Source organism: Catenulispora yoronensis (assembly GCF_039531695.1).
Taxonomy (GTDB): domain Bacteria; phylum Actinomycetota; class Actinomycetes; order Streptomycetales; family Catenulisporaceae; genus Catenulispora; species Catenulispora yoronensis.
The window spans coordinates 133,382-149,613 of record NZ_BAAAQN010000012.1 but is presented as its reverse complement, the minus strand read 5'-3'; the positions used below and the strand labels follow the sequence as shown (position 1 = coordinate 149,613).

15 protein-coding genes are annotated in these 16,232 nt (G+C 70.4%); 4 read left to right on the top strand and 11 right to left on the bottom strand.

Annotation, left to right across the window (positions count from 1 at the left end; genetic code table 11):
* The first annotated feature begins 81 nt into the window (after positions 1-81).
* Positions 82-1,104 carry a D-alanyl-D-alanine carboxypeptidase family protein gene (locus ABD481_RS13060; protein ID WP_344665876.1) on the top strand — a complete coding sequence of 341 codons (1,023 nt, stop codon included), beginning with the start codon at positions 82-84 and terminating at the stop codon, positions 1,102-1,104.
* A 94-nt stretch (positions 1,105-1,198) separates the two neighbouring features.
* Here ABD481_RS13060 and ABD481_RS13055 read toward each other — a convergent pair whose 3' ends face one another.
* The 7 genes from ABD481_RS13055 to ABD481_RS13025 all read right to left on the bottom strand — a co-directional run bounded on the left by ABD481_RS13055 (position 1,199) and on the right by ABD481_RS13025 (position 8,356).
* Positions 1,199-1,693, bottom strand: a complete 495-nt coding sequence (locus ABD481_RS13055; RefSeq protein WP_344665875.1) for a DUF1003 domain-containing protein — start codon at positions 1,691-1,693, stop codon at positions 1,199-1,201.
* Positions 1,694-1,795: 102 nt separating this feature from the next.
* Positions 1,796-2,188, bottom strand: coding sequence for a large conductance mechanosensitive channel protein MscL (gene mscL / locus ABD481_RS13050; protein WP_344665874.1), 393 nt, complete (start codon positions 2,186-2,188; stop codon positions 1,796-1,798).
* Positions 2,189-2,342: 154 nt separating this feature from the next.
* On the bottom strand, positions 2,343-3,455 hold the full coding sequence (locus tag ABD481_RS13045; protein WP_344665873.1) for a trypsin-like serine peptidase: 1,113 nt from the start codon (positions 3,453-3,455) through the stop codon (positions 2,343-2,345).
* 444 nt (positions 3,456-3,899) lie between these two features.
* Positions 3,900-5,276 carry an amidohydrolase family protein gene (locus tag ABD481_RS13040; protein WP_344665872.1) on the bottom strand — a complete coding sequence of 459 codons (1,377 nt, stop codon included), beginning with the start codon at positions 5,274-5,276 and terminating at the stop codon, positions 3,900-3,902.
* Positions 5,276-6,601, bottom strand: coding sequence for an amidohydrolase family protein (locus ABD481_RS13035; RefSeq protein WP_344665871.1), 1,326 nt, complete (start codon positions 6,599-6,601; stop codon positions 5,276-5,278). Before ABD481_RS13035 ends, ABD481_RS13040 begins: the two co-directional genes overlap by 1 nt.
* A gap of 14 nt (positions 6,602-6,615) precedes the next feature.
* Positions 6,616-7,512, bottom strand: coding sequence for an SDR family NAD(P)-dependent oxidoreductase (locus ABD481_RS13030; RefSeq protein WP_344665870.1), 897 nt, complete (start codon positions 7,510-7,512; stop codon positions 6,616-6,618).
* Entirely contained in the window at positions 7,502-8,356 is an 855-nt protein-coding gene (locus tag ABD481_RS13025) for an acetoacetate decarboxylase family protein (RefSeq protein ID WP_344665869.1), read from the bottom strand. The genes ABD481_RS13030 and ABD481_RS13025 overlap by 11 nt, the downstream gene beginning before the upstream one ends.
* An 89-nt stretch (positions 8,357-8,445) precedes the next feature.
* On the opposite strand from ABD481_RS13025, the gene ABD481_RS13020 reads away from it, so the two are divergent.
* The 3 genes from ABD481_RS13020 (at position 8,446) to ABD481_RS13010 (ending at position 10,951) form a co-directional block, all read left to right on the top strand.
* Positions 8,446-9,093 (top strand): TetR family transcriptional regulator, encoded by a 648-nt coding sequence (locus tag ABD481_RS13020; RefSeq protein ID WP_344665868.1) that lies wholly within the window; start codon positions 8,446-8,448, stop codon positions 9,091-9,093.
* A 127-nt stretch (positions 9,094-9,220) separates the two neighbouring features.
* Entirely contained in the window at positions 9,221-9,967 is a 747-nt protein-coding gene (locus ABD481_RS13015; protein ID WP_344665867.1) for an SAM-dependent methyltransferase, read from the top strand.
* 84 nt (positions 9,968-10,051) lie between these two features.
* Entirely contained in the window at positions 10,052-10,951 is a 900-nt protein-coding gene (locus tag ABD481_RS13010; protein WP_344665866.1) for a GNAT family N-acetyltransferase, read from the top strand.
* Positions 10,952-10,972: 21 nt separating this feature from the next.
* Here ABD481_RS13010 and ABD481_RS13005 read toward each other — a convergent pair whose 3' ends face one another.
* The 4 genes from ABD481_RS13005 to ABD481_RS12990 form a co-directional block, all read right to left on the bottom strand.
* Positions 10,973-12,259 (bottom strand): M50 family metallopeptidase, encoded by a 1,287-nt coding sequence (locus tag ABD481_RS13005; protein WP_344665865.1) that lies wholly within the window; start codon positions 12,257-12,259, stop codon positions 10,973-10,975.
* A gap of 110 nt (positions 12,260-12,369) precedes the next feature.
* On the bottom strand, positions 12,370-13,458 hold the full coding sequence (locus ABD481_RS13000) for a DNA cytosine methyltransferase (protein ID WP_344665864.1): 1,089 nt from the start codon (positions 13,456-13,458) through the stop codon (positions 12,370-12,372).
* Complete coding sequence (locus tag ABD481_RS12995; RefSeq protein ID WP_344665863.1) at positions 13,455-15,341, bottom strand: DNA cytosine methyltransferase; 1,887 nt, start codon at positions 15,339-15,341, stop codon at positions 13,455-13,457. The genes ABD481_RS13000 and ABD481_RS12995 overlap by 4 nt, the downstream gene beginning before the upstream one ends.
* Complete coding sequence (locus ABD481_RS12990; protein ID WP_344665862.1) at positions 15,341-16,225, bottom strand: hypothetical protein; 885 nt, start codon at positions 16,223-16,225, stop codon at positions 15,341-15,343. Before ABD481_RS12990 ends, ABD481_RS12995 begins: the two co-directional genes overlap by 1 nt.
* Positions 16,226-16,232 lie beyond the last annotated feature (7 nt).

Here is a 16,232-nt window from a genome sequence, read left to right as displayed (position 1 = left end):
GTGGCACCGAACAGTCGATCGTGACCCAACCGAGACTTCCGGGACGGCAACCACTCGGCTCGGTGGAACGTCTTTTGGGTCATGGAACAGCGCGATCAGGGCTCGGAGCCGCAGTCGCCCGCTGAGGAGCCGACAGCCGAGGACATCGGCCGGGCGGCGGCTTTGGCGGCGGCGGAGGCCGAGGCGGGCCCCGCGGCGGGCGAGGACTTCGCCCGCGGCCATGACGGGCGGCCCGGCGGGGACGACCGGGGATACGCCCCGTACCGGGGCGGCGCCCAGGAGTACCACTACCCGGACGGCGCGGCCGAGGAGTACAGCGCTCCGGAGCGGCGCGGACCCAAGCGGTGGCTGGTGACGGCCGGTGTCGCGGTGTCCGCGCTGGCCCTGGCCGGGACCGCGGCGGCGATCGCCACCGGCGGGTCCCACGGATCCGGCGACACGACCGAGAACGCGGCCGCCGCGCAGACGGCGAGCAGCTCGACGAACTCGGACCCGCCGCCCACCTCGTCCTCCGGGACGGCGGGCGCCGCGGACGGAACCGCGACCGGCAGCGCTTCGTCGACCTCGCAGAGTTCGACGTCGTCGAGCTCCCCCTCGCCGAAGAAGCCCACGACGAGCTCGAAGCCCTCGGCCCCGAAGACGTCCTCCACCCCCGCGGCCCCGGCCGGCACGGACGAGGAGGGCGGCGACTGCGAGAACACCTCGCACTCGACCACCCAGGACGAGGCCGCGAAGTTCAACGGCATGACGAAGTCGACGCGCGCGGCGTTCACCGCGGCGCAGAACGCGGCGAAGGCCCAGGGCCTGTCCTTCGTGCTGAACTCCGGGTACCGCTCCGCGGCCTACCAGGAGCGCATCTTCGAGTGCTGGGTGCACGAGCTCGGATCGCCGCAGGCGGCGCGCAAGTTCGCGCTGCCCCCGAACGAGTCGGCGCACGTCATGGGGTACGCCATGGACATCGCGCCGCCTTCGGCCGCTTCGTGGCTGGAGGGGACGAAGGGCGAGTTCGGACTGTGCCGACGGTACGCGGACGAGACGTGGCACTTCGAGTACCAGGCGTCTTATAAGACGAAGGGATGCCCGGCGCTGCTGCCGCATCCCTGATCCGAGAACGCGGAACGGCGGCGGGTGACGGTCCGAGGACCGTCACCCGCCGCCGTTCCGCGTTCTCGGCGTTGTCCGCGTTCTCCGCGTCTCCTCATTCGCCCTTCGGCAGCCGCGCCAGCAGCTCCGCCAGCTGCTTGCTCTGCTCCCCGTGCTGGTGCCGCAGCTCGTTGAACTCCCGCGTCAGCACTTCGAGCATCTCGCGGGACTGGCAGTCCGCCTCGTAGTCGTGCTGGGCCAGCTCGCTCGACACCTGGTCGGAGCGTTTCGCGGCGATCAGCAATATCGCGCCCTGCAAGGCCGCCACACACGACAGGACCAGGTTCAGGAGGATGAACGGGTACGCGTCGAAGGTGCGACCGGTGGCGCTCTTGAGCACCGCGTTGATGGTCATCCACACGGCGAGGAAGCCCACCGATATGAACACGAACATCCACGAGCCCATGCCGTTGCGCATGGAGTCGGCGGCCCGCTCGCCGCGAGTCAGCTCGGCCCCGGTGCGGACGCCGGGGTGGCGGCGCCAGCTGCCGGGGCTGATGCGGTGGACGGCGCTTTTCACGGTGGACTTGCGGTCGGCGTCTGCGGTCATGCTACGGAGTGTCGCAGAGGGCCGCCGCCTCGTTGGTGACGGCCCGGCAACAGAAATCCCGGAGCGGATCGCTCAGAAATCCCGGAGCGGATCGCTCGCGGATTACATGGGGGTGCGCTGCGCGAGCAGGTCTCGGATCTCGGCGAGCAGCTCCTTCTCGCTCTCCTCCGGCTCCTCGTGGACGATGCCGCCCCGGGCCTTGCGCCGCTCGTTGAGGTGGTTGATGGGAGCGACGACGAGGAAGTAGACAGCCGCCCCGACGCAGAGGAAGTTGATGAGGTTGGTGATCAGGTTGCCGTAGTGGATCTCCGAACCGTTCAGCGTCCAGACCAGGCTGGTGTAGTCCTGCTTGCCGAAGATCGCCGTGATCAAGGGCATGATGACGTCCTTGACCACGGATTGGACGATGGCACTGAAGGCGGTGCCGATCACGACCGCGACGGCCAGGTCGACCACGTTGCCGCGCATCATGAATTTCTTGAAGCCGGAGAGCAAAGCCGTGAACCTTCCAGGAGGGGGGCGGACGCACCGTCCACGCGGCGCCGCCTTGTCGGAGGGAGGCTAGTCGGCCGGGCACCGGCGAACCGGGTGTTCGGCGCGTGTCGGGGGTTATCTCACCCGAGTGGGTCGAGACGGACCGGATCGCCCGCTACGCCGACGCGTTCTGGTAGAGAGCCTGGATCGCCGCGCCGAAGTAGCAGCTGTAGGAGACGTCAGGGGTGTCGCCGCCCTGCTGGTAGCCCCCGATCACGCCGATGACGGTGCCCTTGGCCCCGCTGGCATCCACGTCGGCCAGGAAGGGCGCCCCGGAGGTCCCGTCCGGATAGCCGCGGCAGTCCCACTCGGTCTGGGTCGCGCTGAACCTGACGGCCGGGGCGACGCACGTGATCGGGGTGTCGCTGCCCTGCGGATAGGCCGGCACCGTCACCGGCATCCCGAAGCCGCGGTTGAACGCGATCTGGTTCGCGCCGGTCACCGACTCCAGCGACGCCCCCGAGCCCGACGGCGCCACCTGGAGGAACGCCACGTCCTCGTCCTGGTCGTTGCTGTTCTGCCAGGCGTTGGAGACCACGACCTTGGTCACGGTCCAAGTGCCGTAGGGGGTCTGGCCGTCGTGGTAGCCGGGCGCGAAGGCGACGTTCTGCTTGGGGCCGTCGCTGTAGACGCAGTGCCCGGCGGTGATGACCAGGTTGCTGGCCGGGCTGTGCACGACCGAGGCGCTGCAGAAGTGGCTCGCGACGCCCGAATCGGTCCGGAACAGCACGCCCACGGCCGGGGTGCCGCCGAACGGCCGGCCGGCCGGCGAGCCGGTCTGCCGGGCCGTGGAGTCGGCGGTGGAGGCCGGGGCCGCGCCGGTGCTCGCCGCGGCGTTCGCCGCCGCGTCCGCGGTCGACGGCGCCGGAGTCGCGCTGTCCGGGGCGGTCGTCGTCGTCGAGGCCGCCGCCGGCGGCGCCGTGGACGACGGCTCGGCCGCGGCGGAGGTCGAGGCGGTGGCGGCGGCCGTGGTCGAGGCCGTGGTGGCGGCTGCGGCGGTGGAGACGCCGGCGAGCGCGGACCCGGTCGCCGCACCGGCGGCGCCGTCGGCGGTCAGCGCGCGGGCACTGGAGTGCGAAGTGCTCAGCGCGGCGCCCAGCAGCCCGGCGATGACCAGCAGCCCGGCCACCCCGGCGGCCAGCCCGGCCCGGCGCGCCTGGGCCCGCCTCCGGTCCCGCACGCGCTGCCGTCCGCGGGCCACCCGCGACCGCCCGACGGGTTCCAGCATCGGCACACACTCCGTTCCAGAACGACTCCCGATCCGCCGGCCGGCCGGCGGGTCCGGATCCGGACCCGCCTGTCTGTCTGTTTGCCTGCCTGCCTGCCGAAAGACCGATCACCTCAGATTCTCACCGCAGAACGCGCCGGTTGCCGAGCCCCGGAACCGGTGATTCCAGGGAAACCCGCGGAGCTGAGGTTGTCCTGAAGGGCTGGGCCGAATGGCGGCGGCCCGCCGACCGGCGGGGGTCGGCGGGCCGCGTCCCTGGGGTTCGGCCGGGCTCAGCCGGTCGAATCAGAACACTGAGCACATCAGCCGAAAGCGGGCCCGGGCGCAATGCCGTCCGGGCCCGCCGAGGGAAACCATCTAACGCGGCCCGCGGATCCCCACCCCGGGGCGCCGTCCTCGGGATCACCGCACCGGAATCACCGCACCGGAATCACCGCTCCAGGGTCACCACACCCGGATCAGCTGGTCGGCGACGAACGTCGGCGAGGTCGCGTCGGCGGGCACCTCGGCCAGCGGCTCGTAGATCTCGGCGACGGTCGGCCCCACCTTCGCCGCGATCGCGTCCAGCGCTTCCAGGTCGAAGCCGTAGACCCGGGCCGCGTTCGCACCCAGGATCGCCTCGATCTCGGCGTGCGGCAGCCCGGCGAAGGCGTTGCGCAGCGCCTCGCGCGAGTACGGGTAGGTGCCCTCGTCGTGCGGGTAGTCGCTGCCCCACATCAGCTTCTCCAGGCCGATGGTGTGGCGCAGCGGCACCTCGGCGGGCCGCATGAAGGACGCCCCGAGGTAGAAGTTCCGCCGCCAGTACTCGCTGGGCGCCTTGCCCACGGCGTCGGCGATGCCCGCGCCGAACCGGCTCTCGGCGGTGACCGCGCCGGAGTCGGACATCGCCGAGGTCATCCGGCGGACCAGGGCCCGGTGGTAGTAGTCGAGCATGTCCAGCACGCCCGGGACCCAGCCGGAGCCCTGCTCGGTCAGCACGAACTTCAGACCGGGATGCCGCTTGAAGGCCCCGCCGTAGATCAGGTGCCACAGCGCGCGGTGCGCGAACCAGGTGATCTCCATCATGAACACCGCGCGCCCGGCGGGTTCCTGGCCGATCTCCGGCGAGGCGGAGCCGGCGTGGTGGTTGACCGGCATGTCCAGGTCTTCGCAGACCGCCCACAGCGGCTCGTAGACGTCGGAGTACAGCTGCGGGACCGAGGTGCCCGGCGGCGTCCCGGGCAGCAGCACGCCGCCGAACAGGCCGTGTTCCCGGGCCCAGCGCACCTCGGCGACCGCGTGGTCCATGTTCCCGAGCAGCACCTGGCAGGTCCCGGCGCGGCGGCCCGGCGCCTGGGAGCAGAAGTCGGCCATCCAGCGGTTGTGGGCCCGCAGTCCGGCCCACCGCAGCTCGTACTCCGCCGCGGTCGGCTGCTGGGCGCCGAGCGACATGCTCGGGTAGAACGGCGGGATGGTGTTGGGAAAGAGCACCTCGGCGACGATGCCGTCCCGCTCCAGGTCGGCGAGGCGGCGGGCGGAGTCCCAGTTGCGGGTGGCGTCGCCGTGCAGCAGGTCCTCGTACGGGTTCACATACGTCGCGGCCCAGGCGTCGAACTCGTCGTGGTACCTGGCCTCCAGATACGGCCGGTAGTCCAGGAGGTCGGCGCCGGCGTGGCCGTCGGCGGAGATGACGGTGTAGCGCCGGCCGGCTCCGACCTGCTCGTCGGCGCGCTGCTGCTCGGGCTCGCGGCCCTGCTCGTGCAGCCGTTCGGGCTGGTGGTCGGGCTGGTGGTCGGGCTGGTGCTCGGCCTGGTGCTCGGGCTGGTGCGCGGGCTCAGTCATCAGGACACCTCCGAGCCGACGCCGTCGGTGCGGTAGCCGCCGAGGCCGGCGCCGTAGCCGATGGCCGGGAAGTCGTTGCCGGTCAGCCAGTGCCGCCCGACCTCGCGCGCGGCGGCCCAGCCCGCGGCCTCGTCGCCGGTCTGGCCCAGGTCGGAGGGCCGCAGGCCGATCCGGTCGGCGACCGGCCGCAGCGCCGCGGCGTCGAACCCGTAGACCTCGGCGGCGGCCAGTCCGATCATCCGCCTGGTCTCGTCGACCGGGATGTCGTGGAAGGTGGTCCGGAGCCACTTGCGGGTGTTCGGCCAGGTGCCCTCGGGATGCGGGAAGTCGTTGCCCCACAGCATGTTGTCGATGCCGATCTCGTAGCGGTGGGCGAGCTCGCGCCGCTTGGTGTTGGAGGCGCCGATGAAGCAGTTGCGGTCGAAGTACTCGCTCGGCGGCCGCTTGACCTCCTGGAACGGCGAGAGCTTGGCGGCGGCGTGGGCGCCGAGGTACAGCCGGTCCATGAACCACAGCAGGTTCGGGGCCCACCAGCAGCCGGCCTCGGTGACGCCGAACTTCAGGCCGGGGAAGCGCTCGAAGACGCCGGACCAGATCAGGAACCAGATCGGGCGGGCCGGCCACCAGGTGACTTCGGAGACGTAGATGCCGAGGTGGTCGCCGTACTCGTCGCGGGGCGCGACGCCGGAGTGGGTGGCCACCGGCATCCCCAGCTCCTCGCACACGGCCCAGACCGGGTCGTAGCGGCGGTCGTGGTACGGGGCCTTGTCCTCCCACATCGCCGGGATCATCACGGCGCCCAGACCGGACTCCTTGGCCCGCCGGATCTCGGCGACCGCGGCGTCGACGTCGCCGGTGATCGGCACCAGCGCGACGCCGCGACGCCGCTCCGGGGAGTGCGAGCACAGTTCGGCCAGCCAGCGGTTGTGGGCCCGCGCGCCGACCAGCGCGAGCTCCTGGTCCAGGCCGCCGGAGAAGGTCAGGCCGACGCCGAAGGGAGCGGCGGTGGTGGACTCGACGGCGTCGGCGTCCGGGAAGATCACCTCGGCGGTGACCCCGTCGGCGTCCATCTCCTTGTCGCGCTGCGCCACGTCCCAGCCGCCGCGCAGCCCTTCCTCGTGCTCCTCGAACCAGTGCCGGGCGAACTCGGGATTGCGCACGCCGAGCTTGGTGGCGGCCTCGACGCGGGCGGCCTGCTCGGCGAGGAAGTCGTCGAAGGCGCGGTGGTATTTGCTGTCGATGTAGGCGCGGTACTCCTCGGTCGGGAGACCAGCGTGGCAATCGGAGGAGATGATGAGATACGGGCTGTTGTCGAGTTCTGGCATGGTGCTGACTCCACTCAGTCAAGAATGAACTTCTCCAGGTACTCGGGGTTCGCGCGCTCCAGCATCGATTGGGAGCGGCGGCGGATCAGGTCGTCGGAGCTACCGCCCTTGGGCAGGATCCAGAACGTGCCGGTGCGGATGCCCTCCAGGGCGTGGGCGGCGACTTCTTCGGGCTCGGTCATCCGGGCCTCGAGCCCGGCCGACTTCATCGCCTGCTCCCAGCCCTCCAGGGTGGGATACGGCGTCTGGCGAGGCCTGGTCTTGGCGAAGCGGTCGGGACGGTTCCGATAGGACTCCCAGAGCCCGGTGCGGACCATGTGCGGTCCGGGGAACAGCACCGAGGCGCCGATCTTGGCGTCGGCCTGCGTCAGCTGCGCGTAGAGGGCCTCGGTCATGGTGACGATGGCGGACTTGGTGACGGCGTAGACGCTCGCCGTGGGCAGCGGCGCGATGCCGCCGTCCGGGGAGCTGGTGTTGACCACGTGCCCGGGCGTGTTCTGCGCGAGCATGCGCGGCACGAAGGCCTGGACGCCGTGGAAGACGCCCCAGATGTTGACCGCGAACGCCCACTGCCAGTCGGTGCGCTCGTGCTGCCACATCGGGCCCTCGGCGCCGGAGCCGACGCCGGCGTTGTTGCAGAGCACGTCGACGCTCGGGAAGGCGTCGAAGGCGCGGTCGGCGAGCGCGTTGACGGACTCGGGCAGTGAGACGTCGGTGACGTGGCCGATCGCCCGCGCCCCCGCCGTGGCGTGCTGCGCCACCTCCTGGACCGCACGTTCCAGCGCCGGTTCCTCGACGTCGGCGAGCACGACGTTCATGCCCTCGCCGGCGAACAGCTTCGCCAGCGCCAGGCCGATGCCGCTCGCCGCGCCGGTCACGACGGCGGTCTTGCCGGGCAGGTCAGTGAGCACTGGAGCCCTCCCCCGCTGCCTGGACCACTGCCGGCTCCTGGGCCTCCCCCGCTGCTTGGACCTCCACCGAGTCGTGGACCTGGGCGGGGTCGTCGTAGCGCTGGTGGATGTAGGGAAGGATCGCCGCCGGATCCAGCCGGGCCACCACCTCGCCGCGCTGGTCCGAGGTCTTCTCCCCGAAGGTGATCTCCACCAGCCGGCGCACCGGCAGGTCGGCGACCGGGTCCAGGGCCGACTCGCGCAGCACGACCTCGCCGTCGACGGCGTGCAGCAGCCGGGTCTTCTCGGTGCGCAGGCAGCGGACCAGCAGCGGGTCGGCGTCGAAACCGTGGCCGTCCACGGCGGGCAGGAACTTCAGGTACCAGTCGGTCTTGACGTAGGGAGCGGGCGCTTCGAGCCGCTCCCCGACCCGGCCGTGGATCTCGGCGAAGGCGACGCCGTGCCGGGTGACCTTGGCGGTGATCGCCTCGCCGTCCCGCTCGACGGTGACCTCGGCCAGCTTCTTCGGCTCGCCGAAGACCTCCCGGCCGCCGATCAGCGACCGCTCTGTGGTCATCGGCATGACGAGGCTGTACCAGCCCTCTTCCTCGCCGTGGGTACAGGCCACGGAGATGGCGGCGGCACCGAGCGGCGTCCCGAAGATGTCGACGTTGTTGATCGTGGCGCGGACATACGGCTTGGCACCGGGCTTCAGGGGCGGCGGGAGGACCTGGGCCAGGGCGTCGGGGTCGGTCTCCCAGACGGCGTGCACGCCGGTGGACCACAGGTCGGGCAGCTGGGCGGCGGATTCCCGGGCCTGGGCGACCGCGGCGGGATCGCGGGGGCCGTAGCGGACCTTGGGCATATCTGACTCCTCGTCATAAGCCTTCTGTAACACTGTTACACCAGCGGGCGCGAAGGGGAAAGGCCCGTCGCCGGCGAGAGGATGGGGACGTGACCCAGGAAGCTGCGAACCGCACTCCGCGGCCCCGCGCCCCCGCCGTGTCCCGCCGCGCGGTCCTCGACGCCGCCGCCCGGCTGGTCGAGGAACAGGGGGTGGCCGGGCTGTCGATGCGCAAACTGGCCGCCGAGCTCGGAGTGGCGGTGACCTCGATCTACTGGCACGTCGGCAACCGCGAGGCGCTGCTGGACGAGCTGGTGCAGGAGATGGTGCACGGCCTGGACACGCTGCCGGCCGCCGGGGCGGACCCGGTGGCCCGGGTGCTCTCGCTGGCCGCCGGGCTGCGCCGGGTGCTGCGCGAGCACCCGCACCTGATCGGGCTGGTCAACGAGCGCGGGCTGACCCCGGCAATGTTCCTGCCCTCGCAGCGCGCGCTAGCCGCCGAGGTGTCCGCCGCCGGGCTCACAGGCGCGCAGGCGGCCGAGGCGGTCCGGGCGGTCCAGTACCACGTGATCGGGTTCGTGGTGGTGGAGCGGCGCACTGACCGCTCGCCGGAGCAGCGGCCGTCGGCCGAGGAACTGTGGTCCGCCGAACCGGGCGCGGATCCGGCGCTGGCCCGGGAGCTGGCGACGCCGGTGGACCTGGACCGGCTGTTCGCGGTGTCGACCGGGGCGCTGGTTCGGGCGTTGCTGGGTGGGTGAGGATCGGGCAGGGGCGTCGGGCGGCGTTCGAAGTCGTCGGAGTTATCGGAGTCGTCGGATTACCTTGTCGAATAATCTCCGCCCGGTCGGTAGCCCGCGCTCGGCGACCCACCTACGCTGATCCGGCATGGCACTGGACGACATAATCGGGCCCGCCACGCGGATGGTGTTCCACTCCCCCATGACCGAGCAGCGCGGCGACCGCATCGCCGCCGACCTGGCCGCCGCCGGCCCGGCGAGCGTCGCGGACTACGCCTGCGGCTGGGGCGAACTGCTGCTGCGGATCCTGGCGCTCGTGCCGCAGGCCCGCGGATATGGCGTCGACCTGTCGGGCCGGGACCTCGCGCGAGGACGTGCGAACGCCGCCGCCCGGGGGCTGGCCGACCGGGTGGAGTTCGTCGAAGGCCGGGCCGGCGACCATCGGCGACCGGCCGACGTGGTGATCAACTGCGGGGCCTGGCAGATCTTCGGCACGACCGCCGCCGAGGCGCTGGCCGTGCTGCGGCCGCTGGTGAATCCCGGCGGGCGGCTGTTCTTCGGCATCGAGTACTGGGAGACGGTCCCGCCGCCCGAGCGGCTGGCGCACATGTGGGACAACGTCACGGCCGACCGCTGCGAACTGCTGCCCGACCTCGCCGACCACGCGGTCGCCGCCGGGTTCCGCCCGCTCCGGATCGAGACCTCGACCCGCTCGGAGTGGGAGGACTACGAATCGCTGGAGACCGCCGACTCCGAGGAGTGGCTGTTGGCGAATCCCGGCCATCCGGACGCCGCGGACGTGCGCGAACACCTGGACCGGAAACGGAGCATCTGGCTGCGCGGACACCGGGACTTCTTCGGTTTCGCCATGCTCACCCTGGGTGTTCCCGGCTAGTGCGCCACCACGGCCGGGGCCGTCTTGCCAGGGCATTACCGGTTTCGAGCTGACGTGACGGCCTCGATCGCATAACGTTCTGCCGTGTCTTCACCGCACCACGAGTATCCGAGGGGGCCGCGCCTGGCGCTGCGCGAGTTCCGCCCCGATGACCTACTGGCCTGGCAGCGGATCGCCGGCGACCCGCGCGTCGCCGCGCACACGCCGTGGCCGGCCCTGGCCACCCCGGACACCGCCGGCGCCTGGCTCGCCGAGACCGCGCGGATGGCCCAGGCCCAGCCCCGCCGCAGCTTCTACCTCGGTCTGGAGTACGGCGACCTGATCGGGACCGCCACCCTGGACATCCTCAGCTTCCCGCACCGCCAGGGCGAGATCGGCGTCTACCTGCGGCCCGACCGCTGGGCCGAGGGGCTGGGCACCGAGGCCGCACGCCTGCTGCTGGAGCTCGCCTTCAGCCGCCTGGAGCTGCACCGCGTCCAGGCCACCTTCGACCCGCGCAACCTGCCGGGCCTCCGGGTGGCCGAGCACGTGAAGATGCGCCCCGAAGGCGTGCTACTGGACCGCTACCTGGTCGCCGGCCAATGGCAGGACCGCGCGCTGTACGCGATCACGCTGCCGGAATGGCGCGGCCTGGGCCGCCAGCCCAACGTCGCCTTCGAGGGCGTCGGCGAGGAGCCGCTGATCGGCAACCCGCGCACCGAGGACTCGTCGCTCGCCGACGAGCCGCGGATCAGCGACCCGGTGATGTCGCCGGAGGGGCCGGCGGCCGAGGAGCCGGCGGTCGCCGAACCGGTGGGAGCCGAGCAGGCCAGGGCTGAGCGCCTCGAAGCCGAGGAAGAGGACGAGGACGACTTCGACTTCTTCGACGAGGCTGGTTCGGCGGGAGCGTCGGGAGCCGGCGAAGCCGCCGAACCGCAGATGCTCACCGCGCAGATCGTGACGCACCAGATCGAGGTGGTCGAGATCCTGCCGCGGGAGCCGTAGAGCGGGTGGCGGGACCGCGGGTCAGGATTCGGTAGCGGCCGCGCCTGGGGCGGCCGCTTCGGGCCCGTTCGCTTCAGTCGTGTCCGCTTGAGGCGTGCCTGCTTCGGGCGGGGCCGCTCGGGGCTCGGCCGCTTCGGGCGTCCCGGCTTCGGGCGTGCCAGCTCCGGGCGTCCCGGCGGCAGCAGCCTCAGCCGCCACCGCCGCTGCTTCGGCTGCCCTCTTCATCGCCCGATCGCAGGCCTCGACGAACAGCTCAGCCAGCCGCACAAGGGGCTGCTGCTCCGCACCACCGACCCGCCGCGCCGACTCGATCAGCCTCCGCCCCTGCGCGGCGTCGTTGAGGCTGGCCTCCGCCATCGCCCGCACCGCGAACGCGATCTCCTGATGCGCGCCCCCCGCGGGCTCCAGCTCCGTCCCCACCAACAAGGCCCGCGCCTCGACCGCCCGCTCCTGCATGACCCGGACCAACGCCAGCGTGGAACGCGCGAACAGCACCGAGGGGACCCGGGCGTACCCGAACTCGGCGAGCGCCGAGATACCCGCCAACTCCTCCGGATCCGGCAGCTTGCCCTGTAGCCGCTCGGCAATGACCTTGTTGATCCGCCGCCAAGCCTCCTTACTGGCCTCCAGACCAGCGGCCTGGTCGACCCCCGGCCGAGGCCCAGGCTCCGGCCGCGGCCCCCCACCCCGCAACCGCGCCCGCATCTCCGCCGGCCGCGTCAGCCACCGCACCAACTGCGAACCGTCATCAAGAAAGCCCCGGTACACACCACCGGGAATCAAGTTGCCGACCCCCGCGATCACCCCGTTGGCCATCGGCAACAGCAACAGAAAGTGCCACCGCGCACTCCTGCCAGGCGCATCCGCCAACGCCAAGAACACCGCCCCCTGCACCAACCCCGCCACCGGCCCACCCGCCACCACAACCGCCATCCGCACCGGCAACGTCACCGCGTCCACATTCCGCGGCCGCACCCCCACATGAGGCGGAGCCCCACCCTTCGACCGCCGCACATTCACCACAGAGAAATGCGCGATAGGCAGCCCCATAAGCAAAGCGGCCACCGCATGCCCCACCTCATGAACAACCGCCGTGATCAAGATCGCCGCAACGCACCCACCAACAAACACAAGGAAGATCCCATCCCCCCGATGCTCCCGCACCGGCGTGACCTCCCGAAGAAGGAGAACCGTGAACCACACCACCTGCGCGACCACACCCACCGCGATCTTGACCCGCGCCAACCCGGTAGTGGCCCCCACCACCACCATCCGCCCCGACCCCGTCCCCCCGATAACACTGCTCATGGCGGGAATGTAAGACCCGTGTGATCGTGTGGGGAGACGCCGGGGTACCTGTTCATGGAACGGCCATCGAGGGTTTCCGTCTCAGTACGGATACGGCCCTGGCCCCGGAATCAATACGCGTAGTGTTCCTTGATCGCCTTTTGCAACCGATCCTCACCCAAGTCGAGTGCGGCGCCAAGTACGTGCATGCCGAAGCGGGGCGGGATTGCATTCCCGATCTGTTGCGCCACACCGTTCCCGGCCCACTTCCAGTCCGAGAGCCCCGGGAAGGTTTGGAGCTCGCCGGCCTCGGAGTTGCTGAGACGGGGCAGGTCCTTGTCCTTGCCGTCGCTTCCCGGGACGAGGACACGGTTGCGGGAGACCTTCCCCGTGACAGTCGCAGCCGGCTCGCTGTGGAGACGGACTCCGCGGGCCTTCGGATCGCCACCGGTGCCGTAGTTCGAGACAATCTTGAAAGGTGGCGTGCGCTCTCTGAGTACATCAGCCATGGCAACCCAAGGTTCGATACCGAATCCGGGCGCCTGGTGTTTCTTTCTGTAACGCTGATGTGTAGGTGTCGGGAGAGCTGGATCACCTTTGAGCATCCGCCCTTCACCCGCCCATCTGGCAATAAGAATGGCCCGACGTCGGGTCTGCGGGACACCATATTCCTCGGTGTGCAAAACCGCCGGCTTGCACACTGAATAGCCCTCGGTCCTGAGAATTTCGGCGAACGCCTCCCAAACCGGAAGAACCGCCGGCACCTGCTCGAGAATGAGCGCCTGATACGGACGACCGTCGTCCAACGCCCGCAGCGCCCATCTCAGCGGCTCCAGAACAAGGCCGGTCCGGTCGTCCTTCAGCTCTTTGAGGGCTTTTCTGATGTCGTCGAGGGGATCACGACGCCTGAACCGCTCCGCGAAGGCAAGAACCTGGTCCAACGCTTGACGTCCGCTGCCGCTGCCCGCCACAGTGAACGTCTGGCAAGGCGGCCCTCCGGCAAGGACATTGCATTCAGGGAATCGAGACGGATCACTGTCTCTGACATCCCCCTTCAGGGTCTCCAAATTGTTGGCCCTGCGTGTCGTGCAAGCATCTTTGTCCCATTCGATGCCCTGCGCGTCGATCCCGAGCTGACGCGCGGCCAGGTCCAACCCGCCCGGCCCCGCGAAGAGGTCAATAATGTGGAACGGAGAGGCGAGTGGGACGGACGAACTCATGGAGTGATCCTAGCGGTCAGCGCGGCGGCAATCGCCAATCCCACCGCCGTCGCCAAAGGCGGCGGCATGGCATGCCCGATCTGGCGATACACCGACGTCTTTCCTCCTGCGAACAGCCACTGCTCGGGAAACGCCTGTAGCCGCGCCACCTGCATGTTGGTGAGCTTCGGGACGCCGTCGAGCGGAAAGTCGGGCCCGGGCACCGAGTCACCGAGGCTGCTGCCGTCGACCCCGAGCGCGAACCAGGCTCGTTTGCTGCCGGTCGGGCCGAGATCCGCCCCTCCCCGCCGATCCGAACCTCCGACGAGCGCGGGGCCGACGCGACCGGCATGCTCGGCCCACGGCCCGGCCCCGGGCCAACCGTTCGCCGCCATCGAACCGGCGAGTACATCACCGACGGTGCGCGGCGCCCCGGGCAGCGGCTCCGGCCAGGAAAAGACCGAATGGTACGGCTCGGGAAGGGCCACCAGGAAACCGCACCGCCGGTTCTGCGCGACTCCGAAGTCGGCGGCGTTGAGCACCCGCCAAAAGGTCTGATAGCCGAAATGCTCCAGCTCTTTCCGAATCCACGCGCGCCACGGCTCCAGGGCGTCCCCCTCGGCGAGTTCCGGCAGGTTCTCGAACAGGACGGCCTTCGGCCCGATCACCCCCACCAGGGCGACGGCCGCCGCGAGGACCTCCTTCTCGGGCGTCTCGTCGTCCGTGTTCGCCTTGGCCGCGGACCCGATCCGGGGCAGCCCGCCACTGAGCAGATCCACTTCCAGCGTCTTCGGGACACCGCGGGGGTCGAAACCGAGCACGTCCTCGCACCGCACGTCCCACTTCGGACGATTCAACCTGATCGTCTCGCAGGCCTGCGGTTTCGCGTCCAGAAGCAGCACCGGGTCGAAGCCGGCCTGCTCGAGTCCGAAAGCCTGGGCACCGGGACCCGAGCAGATCTCGACCGACGTGAACCGCCGGGGCGACGCTCCGGACGGTGCCTCGGCCGCCGAGCCGAGCGTTCCGAGCGTTCCGAGCGACGGACTGTCCGTTCCGACCGGCAGCAGCGGCAGCGCCGGCTGCGAAACGATCATGGCTTCGAGGACATGCCCCCGGCCGACGGCCACCGGCGCGGGAACGACCCCACCGGCCTCCTGACGCAGCGCCGCAACGGTCTCCTGGGCCACAGCCCGGAACTCGGCCTCCAGAGCGTCTCGTTCGACGGCGTCGAACGAGACGAAGGGAGCCAGACGGGTCAGCCTCATGAGGAAGTCGGCCAGGGTCCTCCTCCGATTGAGTCCTGCGAGGTCGACGTCGTCCCACACACGGAGGATGGCCTTCACCATGTGCGGACTGCCGCCGAGGGCGGCTCGACGGCCGTAGATCTGATCGAAGTCGCCCTCGCCCAGAATCCGCAACGCGCTGTAGGGATCGGTTTCCTCCGGGGAATGCACCAGCTGCGCGCGCCACCACAGCCGGCCGAAGACGTGACGAGTCAGGTCGCTACCCAGCACCCGGTCGCCGGTCGGTTTCGGATACCGCCAGTAGGCGACATGAGGCAGCAGGACCATCGAGAGGAACGTCCAGAGGTCCCGCGACGAGGCCTCGGCGGGTGCCAGACCCATCTCGACGTGCAAGAGCCTTGCCAGCGCGATATCGAACTCGGCATTGTCGGCCCTGGTCGTCCCCGTCGGGAATCCGGCCTCGCGCGCGAGGCCCTCGACGCTCAGGCCGATCTCCTTCAGCCGCGCCTCCGACACCCGATCGCCACCGGTGGCGACGTAGACCGCCGACGGATGACCGGTCCGGGCCCGATCGCGGAGATCCTCGACGGACAAACCGTCGTACGAGGCGAAGATCGGCTTCGCTTCTCCGGCCAGAAGCCTCGGGTACAGGAAACCCATCAACGCCCCTCGAAAATCTTGACGGCGGCCTGGAGCTCGGAGGCGAACAGGCTCGGCGAGTGCGCGCGCTGCAGCCGGACGTCGGCGATGCTGCGGCCGGGGAAGATCCGATCGAACAGGGCCAGGAACGTGGCACCCAACGAGTCGTCGGGAAACTCCGCTTCGTCCACGAACTCGTCCTGGGCAAGCGCGTGTTCCATCATCACTCGCGCGGTGTCCGCGTACACGGCCGACAACACGATCCTGTCCGTCGGTCGAGGGTCGCCGGCATTCGTGAAGGCCGCGGTGGTGACGGCGTTCTTCTCGTTCACCAGCAGCAGCAACGACCCCATCGCGGCGTTCTCCAACGTGCCGCTGATCTGAAGGTGCCAGGCAGCTGCTTCCGGAAAAGAAGTCAGCGCGAAGTCGATCACCGCCATGGGGAACATCGGGGCGTCGCCCTGGAGCCGGAGCGTCTTCCGGTCGCTCCACAGGACGGAGCCCGCACGACGCGGCGACGAGGGACGGGCTCCCTCACGTCGCTCGGCCAGTACCACGGCCGTGTCGAGCAGGAGAGTTCCGCCGAGGTCCGCACCACGCAGGTCGACATCGAGCGTCGCGGTCGTCCACCCGCCGCCGGTCAGCGCGACCCGACAACCCGGGCCCCTGAGATTCGAACCCGTAGCGGTCCACACCGCAACGAGCAGGACGGAGCAATCGTCCGGAAGCCCCGACTCCGACCGGACACGATCCAGATCCAGACTCACCGTCCGCCGAAGGTGCAGATCCAGTTGGTAGTCCCATCCCGACAGCGCGTCCGACATGGGAGCCTCGACGTCACCGGTGACAAGACGCCACGACTCGGCCTTGAAGGCGTCGTCGCGAGGAACCCGATACGGTAGCACGCGGTGA

What these genes read in the sequence shown, in the direction of transcription:
- ABD481_RS13060 (WP_344665876.1), top strand. Translation starts at nt 82, where the DNA reads ATGGAACAGCGCGATCAGGGCTCGGAGCCGCAGTCGCCCGCTGAGGAG.
- ABD481_RS13055 (WP_344665875.1), bottom strand. Translation starts at nt 1,693, where the DNA reads ATGACCGCAGACGCCGACCGCAAGTCCACCGTGAAAAGCGCCGTCCAC.
- ABD481_RS13015 (WP_344665867.1), top strand. Translation starts at nt 9,221, where the DNA reads ATGGCACTGGACGACATAATCGGGCCCGCCACGCGGATGGTGTTCCAC.
- ABD481_RS13045 (WP_344665873.1), bottom strand. Translation starts at nt 3,455, where the DNA reads ATGCTGGAACCCGTCGGGCGGTCGCGGGTGGCCCGCGGACGGCAGCGC.
- ABD481_RS13025 (WP_344665869.1), bottom strand. Translation starts at nt 8,356, where the DNA reads ATGCCCAAGGTCCGCTACGGCCCCCGCGATCCCGCCGCGGTCGCCCAG.
- ABD481_RS13040 (WP_344665872.1), bottom strand. Translation starts at nt 5,276, where the DNA reads ATGACTGAGCCCGCGCACCAGCCCGAGCACCAGGCCGAGCACCAGCCC.
- ABD481_RS13035 (WP_344665871.1), bottom strand. Translation starts at nt 6,601, where the DNA reads ATGCCAGAACTCGACAACAGCCCGTATCTCATCATCTCCTCCGATTGC.
- ABD481_RS12995 (WP_344665863.1), bottom strand. Translation starts at nt 15,341, where the DNA reads ATGGGTTTCCTGTACCCGAGGCTTCTGGCCGGAGAAGCGAAGCCGATC.
- ABD481_RS13000 (WP_344665864.1), bottom strand. Translation starts at nt 13,458, where the DNA reads ATGAGTTCGTCCGTCCCACTCGCCTCTCCGTTCCACATTATTGACCTC.
- ABD481_RS13005 (WP_344665865.1), bottom strand. Translation starts at nt 12,259, where the DNA reads ATGAGCAGTGTTATCGGGGGGACGGGGTCGGGGCGGATGGTGGTGGTG.